This is a genomic window from Bradyrhizobium sp. AUGA SZCCT0177 (assembly GCF_018130125.1).
Classification (GTDB): Bacteria; Pseudomonadota; Alphaproteobacteria; order Rhizobiales; family Xanthobacteraceae; genus Bradyrhizobium.
Window position 1 is genome coordinate 16,337 of sequence record NZ_JAFCMA010000056.1, and the last position, 14,153, is coordinate 30,489.

The window sequence follows — 14,153 nt, forward strand, 5'->3', positions numbered from 1 at the left end:
ACACCGCTTATTGTCCCGGCACGAAGCCCGTTGCGGTTTCGGAGTATTCATTCCGCATGGTGGCTGCGCATTATTGAAAAATCCTATTCAATATCGATCGCAACGCCGCTGAGCTTCCACGTCCCTTCGGATTCGATGAAGCCAAGCTGGTACTTGACCTGCTTGGGCGCCGTCTGGAAACGGCCTTTCAGTTTCAACACGCCCTGCTCGTCGATCCTGGCGTCCTCGTCGGGAACCATCTTTTGCGCCACCACGGCATCGAACACGGCGTGCTTTTCGACCAGGTCCTTGAACACGGCCCGCAGCTTTTCCGGCGGGAACTGCTCGCGAAACGGTTTTGAGATCTTGGCGTGGAGAATGGTGAAATTGTCAGCGGCGACCGCGTCGTTCAGCGTCACCAGGATGCTTTTCACCAGCACCTCCTGGGCGGCGGGACCGGGCATGTCGAGCGCGAAAGCCTCGATGGGACACGTGGCCATCAACGCCGCAACGGCTGCCGCCAACCCCTGATGTGCCCAATAGCGCATCGGACGACCCCATCACATGGCGATGGCATCGGGGTCAGTCCGACCCCGCGTTCTCATGGAAACCGCACCACCGCGCGACTGATTGTCTCACAAAGATGAATGTGCTGCCACCGTCCTGCGTCGATCTTCGCGTCGGCATGGCGTACGCTCAGGCCAGATAGCGGATCGCTTCCGCGAGTAACCGTTCCGGCGGCTCCGCCGAGGTATCCAGCGTCAGCCTTGCATCGGTCCACGCCTCATATTCGGCGCGCCGTTGTTCGACCCTGGCCCAGTCGATCTCGGCCATCCCGTCAATATTGCGGATACGGGCGTCGATACGGCGGCGGTGGATTGCCTGGTCCACGCAGATGCATTCGATGATCTTCAAATCCGCGCGATATTTTGCCGCAAGCTTTCGCCACGCCGCGCGCGGGGCCTCGACCGGATTGACCGCGTCGATCAGGACGGAATGATTGAGCCGCAATTGTTCTGCTGCCAGGGCTTGTGCGACCTCATAGGCCGCGATCCCCGTTTGATCCCGGGAGAGGCCGCCGCGCCACATCGCCGCCTCGATCGGATCGACCGACAATAGCGGCAGCGAAAAATGCCGGGAAAGGCCTTCCGCCAGCGTGCTCTTCCCGGAACCGGGAAGCCCGGCCAAAACAACGAGCTTCAGCGTGGTCATCGGACGCTTATATCTGTGGCAGGGGTGATAAAATCAGCGGCCCGTAGTTTCCCCGGGTGCCTGCGCCTTGATCGCCAGCGCGTGCACGGACCCCTTCAGTTCCGCCTCGAGCGTCGCATTGACCATGCGATGACGTTCGATCCGGCTCTTCCCTTCGAAGGCCGGCGACACAATATATACCCGAAAATGCGTCTCGCCGCCCGGCCTGTGGCCGGCATGGCCCTCATGCAGATGTGATTCGTCCGTTACGTCGAGGCTTTCGGGTACGAAAGCTTCACTCAACTTGTTTATGATATCGTCCTTGGTGCTCATGACGGCGGCATTACGTCCGGGACCGTTTTTCGTCAATGCCGGATCGGAACAGAGGTATTCGCAATGTCAAGACTTGAAGCCTCGGGCATTGCGTAGTCAAAGTCAGCCATGCCAATCGATTCATCCAAATTCTTCGACTCCATTCGCATCAAGCCCAACAAGCTGAGCGCGAAGCAGCAGGCTGCGGCGCGCGAAGAATCCGCCATGTGCGAATGGCCGGAGTGCAAGAACAAGGGCCCGCACCGCGCGCCCAAGGGCCGCGAGAACTCGAAAGAGTACTGGCACTTCTGTCTGAACCACGTCCGCGAATACAACCAGGGCTACAATTTCTTCCAGGGCATGAGCGCCGATTCCGTCGCGCGCTATCAAAAGGATGCGCTGACCGGCCACCGCCCGACCTGGAAGATGGGCGCCAATGGCGGCAAGAAGGGCAAGGCCGGCACCGAGCCGGACATCGACGCCGCGTCCGATCCGTTCAGCATGTTCTCGGAGCTCAACGGCCGCGGCCGCTGGCGGCCCGGACCGGGCGGCGCGGCCGGCGAGGTCAAACCTGAGACCCGCAAGGTGATGAACGCCGAGCGCAAGGCGCTGCAGGTGATGGGGCTCGGCCCCGACGCGACGCTGGAAACGGTGAAGGCAAAATACAAGGCGCTGGTGAAGCAGCACCATCCCGACGCCAATGGCGGCGACCGCTCCACCGAGGATCGCCTGATCGAGATCATCAAGGCGTATAATTACCTCAAGACGGTCGTGCGCGGCGCATAGTTATCGTCGTCTCGGCGAACGCCGGGACCCATAGCCACCAACGGTCGTTGGTTTGCGCGCTGGTCGTTACCTTCCTTTTCCAACAACAGAAGCCGCGGAGTATGGGTCCCGGCTCAAGGCCGGGACGACGTGTGGAGAGTGTCTCACTCTCACAAACCAGAACCTCACCCCGGCATCGGCCCGATATACGCTGAGCTCGGCCGGATCAGCCGCCCGCCGCGCTGCTGCTCGCGGGCGTGCGCGGTCCAGCCGGCGGCGCGCGCCACCGCAAATATGGGCGTAAATGCCTGGCGCGGGATTTTCAGCGCGTCGAGCAGGATCGCGGTGAAGAACTCCACATTGGTGTCGAGCGGCCGGTCCGGATTTTTGCGCTTCAAGGCGTCGCGGATATAGGCCTCGACTTCGCCCGCGAACGGCAGATCCATGCCGCCGCCGGCGAGCCGTTCGATCGCGCCCTTGAGCACGTCGGCGCGGGGATCGCGTACCCGATAGACGCGGTGACCAAAGCCCATCAGCCGCTCGCCGCGCGCCAGTGCGCTGTCGACCCACGGCTTGATGCGCTCGCTCGAGCCGATGGCGTCGAGCATTTCCAGCACCGGCTCCGGCGCGCCGCCATGCAGCGGCCCCGTCAGCGCACAATAGCCGCCCGTCACCGCCGCAAACAGATCGGCATGGGTCGAGGCAATGACGCGCGTCGTGAAGGTCGAGGCGTTCATGCCGTGGTCGCACACGGTGACGAAATAGGCGTCGAGCGCCGCCGCTTCGCGCGCGTTTGGCTTGCGGCCGAGCATCATCGACAGCGTGTCGGCGGCATGGCTCGCGGTTGGATCGGGCATCACGGGATCGTTGCCTTTGGCGCGCTGCACCAGCGCGGCTGCGATCACCGGAAACGCGCCGACGATGGTGGCCTCATGCTGCAGTCCTGCTTCGGCGCGCAGACCCGCGATGGCTGCGCGAAAACCATCGACGATCGACAGGCCTTGTGTGATTCCGAGCAACTCCGGCAGCCGGGCGAAGGCGCGTTCGCGCCCGGCGCCAAGCGCGGCACGCACCGCGGCCTCGCCGACCGGCTGGCCGGTACCGCCGCTCCACAGCCGGGCGGTCACGCCCTCGAACCCGGTCTTGCGGGCCAGTTCGCCGACGCGCTCGCCGGCAATGATCAGTTCGCCGCGCTCACCATCGACGTGGCTCAGCACGGTTTCGGCGGCGGGGACGCCATCGAGGCCGATCGGGGTCTTTGAAAGCTGAATGTTCATGGTCGGATCTCCTTTGTGCACCGCAAAGGTGGATCCTCTCGACAGATTGATCAATCTTGATTATGTAAATCAATATGAAAAAATCCGCCGGCCTTTATCTCTCGGCCCGCGAGGCCTCCGCCGAACTCGCGATCTCGCAGGCGACGCTCTACGCCTATGTCAGCCGCGGCCTGATCCGCTCCGAGCCGTCGGCCGATTCGCGCAGCCATCGCTACCGCGCCGAGGACGTCCGCACGCTCAAGGAGCGGCGGGCGCCGGCGCCGGAGCCGCGCGGGATGCGCAGTTTCGATGCGGATTTGCCCGTCATGGATTCGGCGATCGCGACCATCACCGAGGACGGCCCGATCTATCGCGGCGTCAACTGCGTCGATCTCGCCGAGCGCGATACGCTCGAACACGCCGCGACGCTGTTGTGGGACGTCACCGGCGTCGATCCCTTTGCTCCGGACAATTGCCCGTCGATCTCGGATGAAATGCGCGCGGTGGCCGAGGCCGCCCGCGGCGCCAACGCGATCGATCGCGCCATTGCGGTGCTGGCGCTCGCGGCCGTTGCCGATCCGCGCGCCTTTACCCGCGCGCCCGAGGGACGCGCGATGGTCGGCGGCCGCATCCTGCGCCTGGTGGTCGCGACCATGCTGAACGCGAAGACCTCGCCGCAACCGCTGCACCTGCAGATCGCCAGGGCCTGGGCGCCCGATCACAAGCACGCCGCCGATCTGATCCGCCGCGCGCTGGTGCTGCTGGCGGATCATGAATTGAACGCCTCGACCTTCACCGTGCGCTGCGCGGCGTCGACCGGCCTAAACCTCTATGACGCGATGATTGCAGGCCTCGTTGCCCTGAAAGGTCCCAAGCATGGCGGCGCCGGCGTGCTGGCGGCGCAGCTGCTCAAGACGTTGGCCAAGGGCGACGTCGCGCCCCTGATTCGCGAGCGGGTGGCGTTGGGCGAGCGTTTCGCGGGCTTCGGCCACGGCGTCTACAAGCTAGGTGATCCCCGCGCGCAGGCCTTGCTGGAGGCTTTGGCGCGCTCGGGCGCAGAGCGCAAACTGACTCACGAAATCCCGGAACGCATTGCGGAAGCGACCGGCGAATTCGTCAATATAGACTATGCGCTGGCGGTGCTCGTGCACACGCTGGGCCTGCCGCCGGGCCATGAACTGGTGCTGTTTTCGATGGCCCGCACGGTCGGATGGATCGCGCATGCGAGCGAACAATTGCGCCAAGAGCGGCTGATTCGCCCGCGTGCGCGCTATGTCGGCCCCGCCCCGGGACGCGCCCGGATTACTTGACCGGCTTGGCCGGCTCGATCACGCCGCCGCCCTGGCGGCGGCGGATGATCCAGATCGCAAGCGCTGCAACCAGCGCACCGCCCAGCACCGCGAGCATCCAGAGATGCTTGGCCGTGCCGTGATGATGCGGCAGCCCGAAATATTCGTGCAGCACGGAGATCGCGAATACGCCCGGCAGCACATGGGCCATCGCCCAGACCAGGATGGCCGGAATATTCACGCCGTAAAACCGCAGCGGCGGCATGCCCAGCGCGCCCGCCGTGACCGGTACGAAGGCGCGGATCGGCGGCACAAAGCGCGCAAAGAACACCGCAAGCGCGCCACGGCTTTGGAAGAAGGCTTCGCTTTGCGCCACCACGGCGGGGTAGTTCTTCAGCGGCCAGACGCTGAGAATCTCGCGCTGCGAACGATGGCCAACCCAGAACGCGGTGCCGTCCCCGAGTGCGGCCCCGGCAATCGCTGCCGCCAGCACCGCCCACAATTTCAGTTCGCCGCCGGGCACCAGCGCGCTCAAGGCGAGGATGATGGTTGATCCCGGCACCAGCGAGCCGACCACCGGAACAGCTTCCAGCAGGGCGGCGAGGAATAGCGTCAGGTAAGCAAGCCACGGATGGGCCGAGACAAATGCGATCAGAGGATCGAGGAAGGAGGCCACAAAATTCCCGTTTCAGCCGCGTGGGTTGCCTGTTTCCCAGACCTAACAACTCGCCAAGGGGGCGGGAAGGGCCGTCCCGAGGCGTCGGTTCCGCGGCGGGCTGGCCCGGCCGCCGGGCAAAAGTACGGCGTGATTCGCAGGGCTGCCCTCCAAAAATCGAGTTCAGTGCCTATCTCAATGATAAGGCAGCGGAACTTTCATTGCGCGGCGGGCTTCTGCCGGCCGTTGCACTCTGCTAGGTTTGCGGCAACACCCATCCGCAGCCATTCAACAAATCTGGTTTCGGGAGCGCCCGGGACCTCGGAGGATTGATGACGACCGCCGCCATGCACAAAACTGTTGAGCCCGTCGGTTTGCCCGATATGAAGGTGTCGGTCCGGCAGGTATTTGGAATCGATACCGATCTCGAAGTGCCTGCCTATTCCGAAGTTGACCCGCACGTGCCGGACGTCGATTCGGATTACCGTTTCGATCGTGCCACCACGCTCGCGATCCTGGCGGGTTTCGCCCACAACCGCCGCGTCATGGTCACCGGCTATCACGGCACGGGTAAATCGACCCATATCGAGCAGGTCGCAGCGCGGCTGAATTGGCCCTGCGTGCGCGTCAACCTCGACAGCCATATCAGTCGTATCGATCTGGTCGGCAAGGACTCCATCGTCGTGCGTGACGGCAAGCAGGTCACGGAATTCCGCGACGGCATTCTGCCTTGGGCGCTGCAGCACAACATCGCGCTGGTGTTCGACGAATATGACGCCGGGCGCCCCGACGTGATGTTCGTGATCCAGCGCGTGCTGGAAGTCTCCGGCCGCCTGACGCTGCTCGACCAGAACAAGGTGATCAAGCCGCACCCGTCGTTCCGCCTGTTCTCGACCGCCAACACGGTCGGTCTTGGCGATACGTCGGGGCTCTATCACGGCACCCAGCAAATCAACCAGGGCCAGATGGACCGCTGGTCGATCGTCACCACGCTGAATTACCTGGCGCATGACGAGGAAGTCGAGATCGTGCTCGCCAAGGCGAAGCACTATCGCACGCAGGAAGGCCGCGACATCGTCAACAAGATGGTGCGGCTCGCCGACCTCACCCGTAACGCGTTCGCCAATGGCGACCTCTCGACGGTGATGAGCCCGCGTACGGTGATCACCTGGGCGGAGAACGCCGATATCTTCTCCGACATCGGCTTTGCGTTCCGCGTTACCTTCCTCAACAAGTGCGACGAGCTGGAACGGCCGCTGGTGGCTGAATTCTATCAGCGCTGCTTCAACGCGGAGCTGGCCGAGAGTTCGGTCAACGTGGCGCTCAGCTAGCCCATGCCAACCATTTCCGTCGAGCGCACCATTGGAAAGACCAAGAAGGCGGTGCTCGGCGGACTCATCGGCTACAACAACGAGAAGATGGGGAGGCAGAAATACAAGCGCCTCGCCATCTCCTTACGCGAAGGCGACAAGATCGTCGGCGGGATTGTCGGTGAGGTCTGGACCACGGTGCTGTTCATACAGTTGTTCTGGATGGAGCAGAAACTTCGCGGCAAGGATTTTGGAACAAAGCTGATCAAGGCGATTGAAGACGAAGCGAGACGGTTTGGGGCCACGCGGTCCTATCTCGATACGATGAGTTTTCAGGCGCCGGGTTTCTACCGCGCCTGCGGTTATGAGGAATTCGGTTCGATCGAAGGTTATCCTGAAGGCGTGACGCGCCATTGGTTCACGAAAGCGCTATGAGCACATCCAACTCCAAATTCCGCACCGGATCCAAGGAAGCGCCGACCGAACCGTTCAAGCGCGCGGTGACGTCGTGCCTGCGCGCGATCGCAAAAGCACCCGAGCTCGAAGTGACGTTCGCGGCCGAACGTCCGGGTCTCGCGCCGGGCAAGGCCCGGTTGCCCGAACCTGCGCGCAAGATGACGAAACGCGATGCCGCGATTGTGCGCGGCCACGCCGATTCGATCGCGCTGAAACTCGCCTGTCACGATCCCAAGGTCCACCGCAAGCTGATGCCGGGCAATCCGCAGGCGCGCGGCGTGTTCGAGGCGGTGGAGCAGGCCCGCGTCGAAGCGATCGGCTCGCGGCGGATGGCTGGTGTCGCGAAAAACCTCACCGCGATGCTCGACGATCATTTCCATCGCGGCAAATTCGACGAGATCACCGACCGCGCCGACGCGCCGCTGTCGGATGCGCTGGCGATGCTGGTGCGTGAACGGCTGACCGGGTTGGCGCCGCCCACCGCTGCTAAAAAAGTAGTCGATCTCTGGCGGCCGGTGCTGGAGGACAAGATCGGCGCACGGCTAGATCAGTTGAGCCGCGTTACCGAAGACCAGGCCAAGTTCGGCGACCTCGTGCACGATCTGCTGTCGGCGCTCGACCTTGGCGACGACCGCAACGCTGATGCCGATGACGACGAGAACAACGAGGAGAATCAGGACGGCGAGAACGATCAGTCCGGCGCCGAAGGCTCGCCCGACTCTGACGCCGCGCAGGAAATGAGCGCCGATCAGGCCCAGGCCTCGACCGACGAGATGTCGGAGAGCGCGATGGAAAGCGCGCAGGCTTCCACGTCAGACACCTTCGACGATGGCGAACTCGGCGACGACGAAACGCCGGGCGAGGCGACGCGGCCGAATTCGCGCGGCGCCAATGAACCACGCGGGCCGGAATATCACGCCTTTGCGCCGAAGTTCGACGAGGTGATCGCGGCCGAGGATCTCTGCGACCATGACGAACTGGAACGGCTGCGCAGCTATCTCGACAAGCAGCTGGCGCACCTGCAGGGCATCGTCGCGCGGCTGGCCAACCGGCTGCAGCGCCGCCTGATGGCGCAGCAGAACCGGGCCTGGGAGTTCGATCTCGAGGAAGGCATCCTTGACCCGGCGCGGCTGTCGCGCGTGGTCACCGATCCCTATCATCCGCTCTCGTTCATGCACGAAAAGGAAGCGACCTTCCGCGACACCGTGGTGACGTTGCTGCTGGACAATTCCGGTTCGATGCGCGGCCGTCCCATTACGGTGGCGGCGACCTGTGCCGATATTCTGGCGCGCACGCTGGAGCGTTGTGGTGTCAAGGTTGAGATCCTCGGCTTCACCACGCGCGCCTGGAAAGGCGGGCAGTCCCGCGAGGCGTGGCTTGCCGCCGGCAAGCCGGCCAATCCCGGCCGGCTGAACGATTTGCGCCACATCATCTACAAATCCGCCGATGCCCCCTGGCGCCGCGCGCGGAAAAATCTCGGGCTGATGATGCGCGAGGGGCTTTTGAAGGAAAACATCGACGGCGAGGCTTTGGATTGGGCGCACAAGCGCCTGCTCGGACGTCCCGAACAGCGCAAGATCCTGATGATGATTTCCGACGGCGCGCCGGTCGACGATTCCACCCTGTCGGTCAATCCGGGCAATTACCTCGAACGGCATCTGCGTCATATCATCGAGGAGATCGAGACCCGTTCGCCGGTCGAACTGATCGCGATCGGTATCGGTCACGACGTCACGCGGTATTATCGCCGTGCGGTTACCATCGTCGATGCAGAGGAACTCGGCGGCGCCATCACCGAAAAGCTTGCCGAGCTCTTCAGCGAGACCCACGGTGCCGCGCCCACGACAACGCGCCGGCCACGCCGTCTGCATTCCTGAGAGTATGCGCGCACCGGTGAGCCGCCGTCGCTTTCTGAAAACTGCAGCGGCGGGGCTCTCGGCCGCGGCGCTGCCTGCGATCGCGCATGCGCAGACCGCAGTTCAGCGGCCGCCGAAGCCGGCAATCCCGGATGAATATTCGGTCACCGCGCCGGTCTCGATCGAGGTCAATGCAAGGCCGCTACCGTCGTTCGATACCCGCGACCGCTCACATGTGCGGTTTGGCTCGCTGGAATATCGCAGCGGGTTGATTCTGACCTCGCGGTTTCGCGGCTTCGGCGGCCTGTCGGGGCTGCGGCTCGACGCCAAGGGCGAGCGCTTCATCGCCATCAGCGACAAGGGCGGCTGGTTTACCGGCCGCATTGCCTACAAGGGCCGCGAGATGACCGGCCTCGACGATGTCGAAGCGTCGCCGATACTCGGTCCCGATGGCAAGCCGATCACCGCGCGCGGCTGGTTCGACACCGAGTCGATCGCGCTCGATGGTTCTTACGTTTACGTCGGCCTGGAACGCGTCAACCAGATACTGCGGTTCGATTTCGCCAAGGGTTTTACGCGCTCGCTCGGCGAGCCGCTGCCGTTGCCGCCGGCGGCGCGCAAATTGCCGTTCAACAAGGGGATCGAGGCGCTGGTGATGGTGCCGAAGGGCCAGCCTCTGGCGGGGACGCTGGTCGCAATCTCCGAACGCGGGCTCGACGCCGGCGGCAACATCATCGGCTTTATGATTGGCGGCAAGACGCCCGGCCAGTTCGGCATCCGCCGCACCGAGAATTTCGACGTCAGCGACGCGGTGTTGCTGCCCTCGGGTCAATTGCTGTTGCTGGAGCGCAAGTTTTCCATGCTCGGCGGCATCGGCGTCCGGATCCGGCGCATCGCGCCAAATTCAATCGCCTCAGGCGCCGTGATCGACGGTCCCACGATCTTCAACGCCGATCTCGGCAGTGAGATCGACAATCTGGAAGGCATCGAAGCCCATGTGACCGACGAGGGCGATACGGTGCTGACGCTGATCTCCGACGACAATTTCTCGATGATCCAGCGCAATCTGCTGCTGCAGTTCACGCTGGTGGATTGAGGCAGGCGGAGGGCACTGCGTAACGCTGTTTTCGGAACGGTTCTTGCAGCGATCCGGGCAGTGAAACCGGAGCATTTGATGACCAGGTCCTTTCGCGTAGTTCTCATCCTTTCGATCGTTTTCGCTGGCTTTGCCGCCCAGGCCGAAACCTGGCCCAGCCGGATGATCAAGGCGACCATCCCCTTTGGCGCGGGCAGTGCGGCCGACGTCGTGCCGCGGCTGCTGTTCGACCGTCTGGCGGTCGAGCTTGGCCAGCCGATCGTGATCGAGAACCGCGCCGGTGCGGGTGGAACGGTCGGTTCGGGCCTGGTGGCGAAGGCTGATCCCGACGGCTACAGCATTCTCTCCAACTCCAACGCGTTGACGATTGCACCGGCGATCTTTCCGAATCTGGCCTTCGATGCCGCGCGCGACCTCGCCTCGGTGCTGATGATCGGCTCCACCGCCAATGTGATGATCGTGCCGAATTCGCGTCCGTGGAAAACCATCCGGGATTTCATCGCGGACGCCAAGGGCAAGCCCGGATCGATCTCCTATGGTTCGGTCGGCATCGGCAGCGCGGTCCATATCAGTTCCGAGAAATTCCGCCTCGCCGCCGGCTTTGAGGCCACCCACATTCCCTATCGCGGCGGCGGCGAGGTGATCGCCGATATTCTTGGCGGCCGGATCGATTTCTATTTCTGTCCGCTCGCAACCGCGCTGCCGCTGATCCGCGAGGGCCAGGTGCGCGCGCTCGTGGTATCGACGGCCAAGCGCGCCACTGAGCTGCCCGACGTGCCGACCCCGGTCGATGTCGGATTGAAGGATGCCGACAGCGCGATCTGGTTCGGCGTATTGGTGCCGTCGAAGACGCCGCGCGAGATCGTCGACAAATTGCATGCGGCAGGCACCAAGGTGCTGGCCGATCCGGTGACGCAGGAGGGCTTGAAAAAGCTCGCCATCGAGCCGATGCCGATGAGCCCCGGCGAGATGGACGCGCTCCTCAAGCGCGAGATCGCGGCCAATTTTGAGCTGATCAAGGCCGCCGGAATCAAACCGTAAGGGGAGGGTTGCGCTGGCGGCGGGTTGAGGGGAAGGGGGCGGCTCGCTACAGAGGAGGCCAGCGTCGTCCCCTTCGGTCCCCAGGAATCCCCATGAGCAACCTGTTTTCCCCGATCCAGCTGCGTGGCCTGAAGCTCGCCAACCGCATCATGGTGGCGCCGATGTGCCAGTATTCTTCGGTCGATGGCGACGCCAATGACTGGCACTTCACGCATATCAATTCGCTGGCGCTGTCGGGCGCATCCATCTTCTGCATCGAGGCAACGGCGGTCGAGGCGATCGGCCGGATCACGCCGGGCTGCCTCGGCCTCTACAACGACGCCAATGAGGCCGCGCTGAAGCCGATCCTGGCCTCGGTGCGCAAGCGCTCCAAGGCTGCCGTGATGATCCAGCTCGCCCATGCCGGCCGCAAGGCGTCGAGCCACACGCCCTGGGACGGCGGCCAGTTGATCCCGGTGTCCGAAGGCGGCTGGCGGGCGGAAGGGCCATCGGCGATCGCGCACAAGGAGAGCGAGACGCCGCCACTGGCGTTCGACGCGGCGGGTCTTGCCCGCGTGCGCGATGCGTTCGTTGCTGCCACCAAGCGCGCCGAGCGGCTCGGCATCGACGCCATCGAGGTGCACAGCGCCCACGGCTATCTGCTGCATCAATTCCTGTCTCCGATCTCCAACCAGCGCACCGATCAATATGGCGGGTCGCTGGAGAATCGCATGCGCTTTCCGCTCGAAGTGTTCGATGCGGTGCGCGCGGCGTTCCCGCACGACAAGCCGGTGGGCCTGCGGCTCTCCTCGACCGACTGGGTCGAGGGCGGATGGGATCTGGCGCAGACGATTGAATATGCCAAAGAACTGAAAAAACGCGGCGTCGACTGGATCGACGCGTCCTCGGGCGGCGTCAGCCCGTTGCAAAAAATCCCGCTCGGCCCCGGCTATCAGGTGCCATTCGCGCAAGCCATCAAGCAGGCGACCGGCCTCACGACGATTGCGGTCGGCCTGATCACCGAAGCCAGACAGGCCGAGGAGATCGTGGCGTCCGGCAAGGCCGACATGGTCGCGCTGGCCCGCGGCATGCTCTACGACCCGCGCTGGGGCTGGCACGCCGCCGCCGAACTCGGCGGCGAGGTGTTTGCGCCGCCGCAATATTGGCGCTCGCAACCCTCGACGCAGAAGGCGCTGTTCGGCGCGACCACATTCGGCACGCGGTAGCACTTTCTTCCTTCTCCTTTTGTCGGAGAAGGGAAGTAAGTACATCTCTAACGTCGTCATCCCGGGTTCGATGCTTCGCATCGCCCCGGGATGACGGATGCGCTTTGGCGCATCCGTCAATTCACTCCGGGCGGCGCATCCGTCGCTTTCACCTGCCAGAACCGCAGCATGCGCTGCGCATTGTCCAGCGTCAGCTTGGCGTATTGCGATTTGGCCTGCGCCAGTTCGTGCGGGCCCATGTTGCCGGACGCGAAGCGGCTGTCGAGCACGGCGGCCACGGTTTCCCAGCTCAGCCCCGCGACGCGGCAGGGGATCAAGAGGCCGTCGTCGCGCAGGCTTTGCATCAGCGGGCGGATGACGTCGATGCCGGAGCGCGACAGTTCGGCGAGCGCCGCTACCGTTTCTTCGTATTTGCGCTGCCTGGCAAAGCTCATCAGCGCGCCTTCGTTGAGCTGGCCGTTCTTGGCGAGCAGCGTCACGTAGCGCTTGGCGGAAGCAAAATCGCGCACGCGGGACATTTCGCGGCTGGCGCCGTCGGCGGCGGCCGCGATGGCGCCGCGGATTTCCTCGAACAGATGCGGCGGCGCGCGCGACAGCAGCCGCGTGCGCACGGCTTCAGTGGCGTCGCGCAGCAATTGCCGCCGGATATCCGCCGGGAGGTCGACGCGGATGCCGGTCTCGATCGCCAGCTCCGGATCGTGTTCGGCCTGCGCCAGCAGCACGGCAAAACCACCAGTGGAAACCTTGGCGCCGGGATTGGCGACCAGCTTGCGGCTGACGCTCGGATAATGCCGCGCCAGCAGCGCGTCGGTGACGATTTCAGCGAGCCACCAGCGGCCGGATATCGCCAGCAGATGCGCCTCGCTTTTGGTCTGCGCGAGTTCGAGCAGATCTTCCGCCGACAGCCGCGCGGATTCGGTCAGCACGGGCGCTGCGACCGAAATATCCTCGTTGTGGGCGAGGCGGCGGATCACGGCATGCGGCGCCTGCTTCACCGACGCGAGCTGGCTGCTCATTTCGGCGAGCGCGATGCGCGCGCTGACGTCGGCGATGGCGCGCAGCTCGATGGTCCTGATCAGCCGTTCGAGCACGTCGCCGAACAGCTCGATCTGTTCGCCATTGAAGCCGTCGGCCGAGGTCAGGAACAGGTCCGTGACGCGCCGGAAGGTCTCGAGGTGTTTTTGCGCCGAGCCGGCCTTGATGGCGGCCTCGACCTCATCGGCGATGGATTGTTCTAGCATCGCTCGTCCTGAGCGTTCGAAGCCAATTCTGGCACAGGGAAAAAGCCTATGGGGAATAGCTGAACAGTCGGTAAAATTCGGGGTGCTTGGCGGGCGTCTCACCGTCATTGCGAGCGAAGCGAAGCAGTCCATTGGGCGAGCTACTCAGTGAAACTACGGAGATTTGGGTCGCCGCGTTCAATGCTGCGCTGATGGGGAAGGTGGGGTAGGGGTCTCGCGCCATTCTCCGCCGTCGTCCCGGCCTTGAGCCGGGACCCATACTCCGCGGCGGTTGTTGTTGCAGAAGGTCACTAAGGCCGGCGATCTCACCGATAGGCCGCGGCGTATGGGTCCCGGCCTTCGCCGGGACGACGTGGATATAGCTTCGCGTTCTCGCGGCACATGGCGCCCGAGGTTTGCAGGTAATCTTCCGCCCCCCAAAATTCAGAGGGCGCAGGGAATGCCGGATGCGCGCTGCACCCGCGGTCTCATGTGCGTTCTGTGCTAAAAAAGCTGCACATG

14 protein-coding genes are annotated in these 14,153 nt (G+C 64.0%); 8 read left to right on the forward strand and 6 right to left on the reverse strand.

The window, feature by feature from the left end; translation table 11 throughout:
• Positions 1–83: 83 nt before the first annotated feature.
• From JQ597_RS36165 to JQ597_RS36175, 3 genes are all read right to left on the reverse strand, one after another.
• Positions 84–479, reverse strand: a complete 396-nt coding sequence (locus tag JQ597_RS36165) for a hypothetical protein (protein WP_249133638.1) — start codon at positions 477–479, stop codon at positions 84–86.
• Positions 480–675: 196 nt separating this feature from the next.
• A complete protein-coding gene (locus JQ597_RS36170) occupies positions 676–1,191 on the reverse strand; it encodes a P-loop nucleotide/nucleoside kinase family protein (RefSeq protein ID WP_212270159.1) in 516 nt (171 codons plus the stop codon).
• A gap of 33 nt (positions 1,192–1,224) precedes the next feature.
• On the reverse strand, positions 1,225–1,503 hold the full coding sequence (locus tag JQ597_RS36175) for a BolA family protein (RefSeq protein ID WP_212270160.1): 279 nt from the start codon (positions 1,501–1,503) through the stop codon (positions 1,225–1,227).
• A 108-nt stretch (positions 1,504–1,611) separates the two neighbouring features.
• Between JQ597_RS36175 and JQ597_RS36180 the strand changes: the two genes are divergently transcribed.
• Positions 1,612–2,268, forward strand: a complete 657-nt coding sequence (locus JQ597_RS36180; RefSeq protein WP_212270161.1) for a J domain-containing protein — start codon at positions 1,612–1,614, stop codon at positions 2,266–2,268.
• A 164-nt stretch (positions 2,269–2,432) separates the two neighbouring features.
• Here the strand turns inward: JQ597_RS36180 and JQ597_RS36185 are convergent, their stop codons facing one another.
• Complete coding sequence (locus JQ597_RS36185; RefSeq protein WP_212270162.1) at positions 2,433–3,524, reverse strand: citrate synthase/methylcitrate synthase; 1,092 nt, start codon at positions 3,522–3,524, stop codon at positions 2,433–2,435.
• Between the two features lie 74 nt (positions 3,525–3,598).
• On the opposite strand from JQ597_RS36185, the gene JQ597_RS36190 reads away from it, so the two are divergent.
• Positions 3,599–4,813, forward strand: coding sequence for a citrate synthase family protein (locus tag JQ597_RS36190; RefSeq protein ID WP_212270163.1), 1,215 nt, complete (start codon positions 3,599–3,601; stop codon positions 4,811–4,813).
• Here the strand turns inward: JQ597_RS36190 and JQ597_RS36195 are convergent.
• Entirely contained in the window at positions 4,806–5,468 is a 663-nt protein-coding gene (locus JQ597_RS36195) for a DedA family protein (RefSeq protein ID WP_212270164.1), read from the reverse strand. The two genes, JQ597_RS36190 and JQ597_RS36195, sit on opposite strands and share 8 nt — an antisense overlap.
• A gap of 311 nt (positions 5,469–5,779) precedes the next feature.
• Here JQ597_RS36195 and cobS point away from each other — a divergent pair, with 311 nt between their 5' ends.
• The 6 genes from cobS (at position 5,780) to JQ597_RS36225 (ending at position 12,411) form a co-directional block, all read left to right on the forward strand.
• Positions 5,780–6,778, forward strand: a complete 999-nt coding sequence (gene cobS / locus JQ597_RS36200; protein WP_212270165.1) for a cobaltochelatase subunit CobS — start codon at positions 5,780–5,782, stop codon at positions 6,776–6,778.
• 3 nt (positions 6,779–6,781) lie between these two features.
• Positions 6,782–7,192 (forward strand): GNAT family N-acetyltransferase, encoded by a 411-nt coding sequence (locus JQ597_RS36205; RefSeq protein WP_212270166.1) that lies wholly within the window; start codon positions 6,782–6,784, stop codon positions 7,190–7,192.
• On the forward strand, positions 7,189–9,090 hold the full coding sequence (gene cobT, locus JQ597_RS36210; RefSeq protein ID WP_212270167.1) for a cobaltochelatase subunit CobT: 1,902 nt from the start codon (positions 7,189–7,191) through the stop codon (positions 9,088–9,090). Before JQ597_RS36205 ends, cobT begins: the two co-directional genes overlap by 4 nt.
• Before the next feature lie 4 nt (positions 9,091–9,094).
• Complete coding sequence (locus JQ597_RS36215) at positions 9,095–10,165, forward strand: esterase-like activity of phytase family protein (protein ID WP_212270168.1); 1,071 nt, start codon at positions 9,095–9,097, stop codon at positions 10,163–10,165.
• A 78-nt stretch (positions 10,166–10,243) separates the two neighbouring features.
• Positions 10,244–11,206, forward strand: coding sequence for a Bug family tripartite tricarboxylate transporter substrate binding protein (locus JQ597_RS36220; protein WP_212270169.1), 963 nt, complete (start codon positions 10,244–10,246; stop codon positions 11,204–11,206).
• Between the two features lie 92 nt (positions 11,207–11,298).
• Positions 11,299–12,411 (forward strand): NADH:flavin oxidoreductase/NADH oxidase, encoded by a 1,113-nt coding sequence (locus JQ597_RS36225; RefSeq protein ID WP_212270170.1) that lies wholly within the window; start codon positions 11,299–11,301, stop codon positions 12,409–12,411.
• A gap of 116 nt (positions 12,412–12,527) precedes the next feature.
• Here the strand turns inward: JQ597_RS36225 and JQ597_RS36230 are convergent, their stop codons facing one another.
• Entirely contained in the window at positions 12,528–13,652 is a 1,125-nt protein-coding gene (locus JQ597_RS36230) for a DUF2336 domain-containing protein (RefSeq protein WP_212270171.1), read from the reverse strand.
• Between the last annotated feature and the right edge of the window lie 501 nt (positions 13,653–14,153).

Excerpts from the sequence above, each read along its gene's own strand:
- JQ597_RS36165 (WP_249133638.1), bottom strand. The coding sequence starts at position 479 with ATGGCCACGTGTCCCATCGAGGCTTTCGCGCTCGACATGCCCGGTCCC.
- JQ597_RS36170 (WP_212270159.1), bottom strand. The coding sequence starts at position 1,191 with ATGACCACGCTGAAGCTCGTTGTTTTGGCCGGGCTTCCCGGTTCCGGG.
- JQ597_RS36175 (WP_212270160.1), bottom strand. The coding sequence starts at position 1,503 with ATGAGCACCAAGGACGATATCATAAACAAGTTGAGTGAAGCTTTCGTA.
- JQ597_RS36180 (WP_212270161.1), top strand. The coding sequence starts at position 1,612 with ATGCCAATCGATTCATCCAAATTCTTCGACTCCATTCGCATCAAGCCC.
- JQ597_RS36185 (WP_212270162.1), bottom strand. The coding sequence starts at position 3,524 with ATGAACATTCAGCTTTCAAAGACCCCGATCGGCCTCGATGGCGTCCCC.
- JQ597_RS36190 (WP_212270163.1), top strand. The coding sequence starts at position 3,599 with ATGAAAAAATCCGCCGGCCTTTATCTCTCGGCCCGCGAGGCCTCCGCC.
- cobS (WP_212270165.1), top strand. The coding sequence starts at position 5,780 with ATGACGACCGCCGCCATGCACAAAACTGTTGAGCCCGTCGGTTTGCCC.
- JQ597_RS36205 (WP_212270166.1), top strand. The coding sequence starts at position 6,782 with ATGCCAACCATTTCCGTCGAGCGCACCATTGGAAAGACCAAGAAGGCG.
- cobT (WP_212270167.1), top strand. The coding sequence starts at position 7,189 with ATGAGCACATCCAACTCCAAATTCCGCACCGGATCCAAGGAAGCGCCG.
- JQ597_RS36215 (WP_212270168.1), top strand. The coding sequence starts at position 9,095 with ATGCGCGCACCGGTGAGCCGCCGTCGCTTTCTGAAAACTGCAGCGGCG.
- JQ597_RS36220 (WP_212270169.1), top strand. The coding sequence starts at position 10,244 with ATGACCAGGTCCTTTCGCGTAGTTCTCATCCTTTCGATCGTTTTCGCT.
- JQ597_RS36225 (WP_212270170.1), top strand. The coding sequence starts at position 11,299 with ATGAGCAACCTGTTTTCCCCGATCCAGCTGCGTGGCCTGAAGCTCGCC.
- JQ597_RS36230 (WP_212270171.1), bottom strand. The coding sequence starts at position 13,652 with ATGCTAGAACAATCCATCGCCGATGAGGTCGAGGCCGCCATCAAGGCC.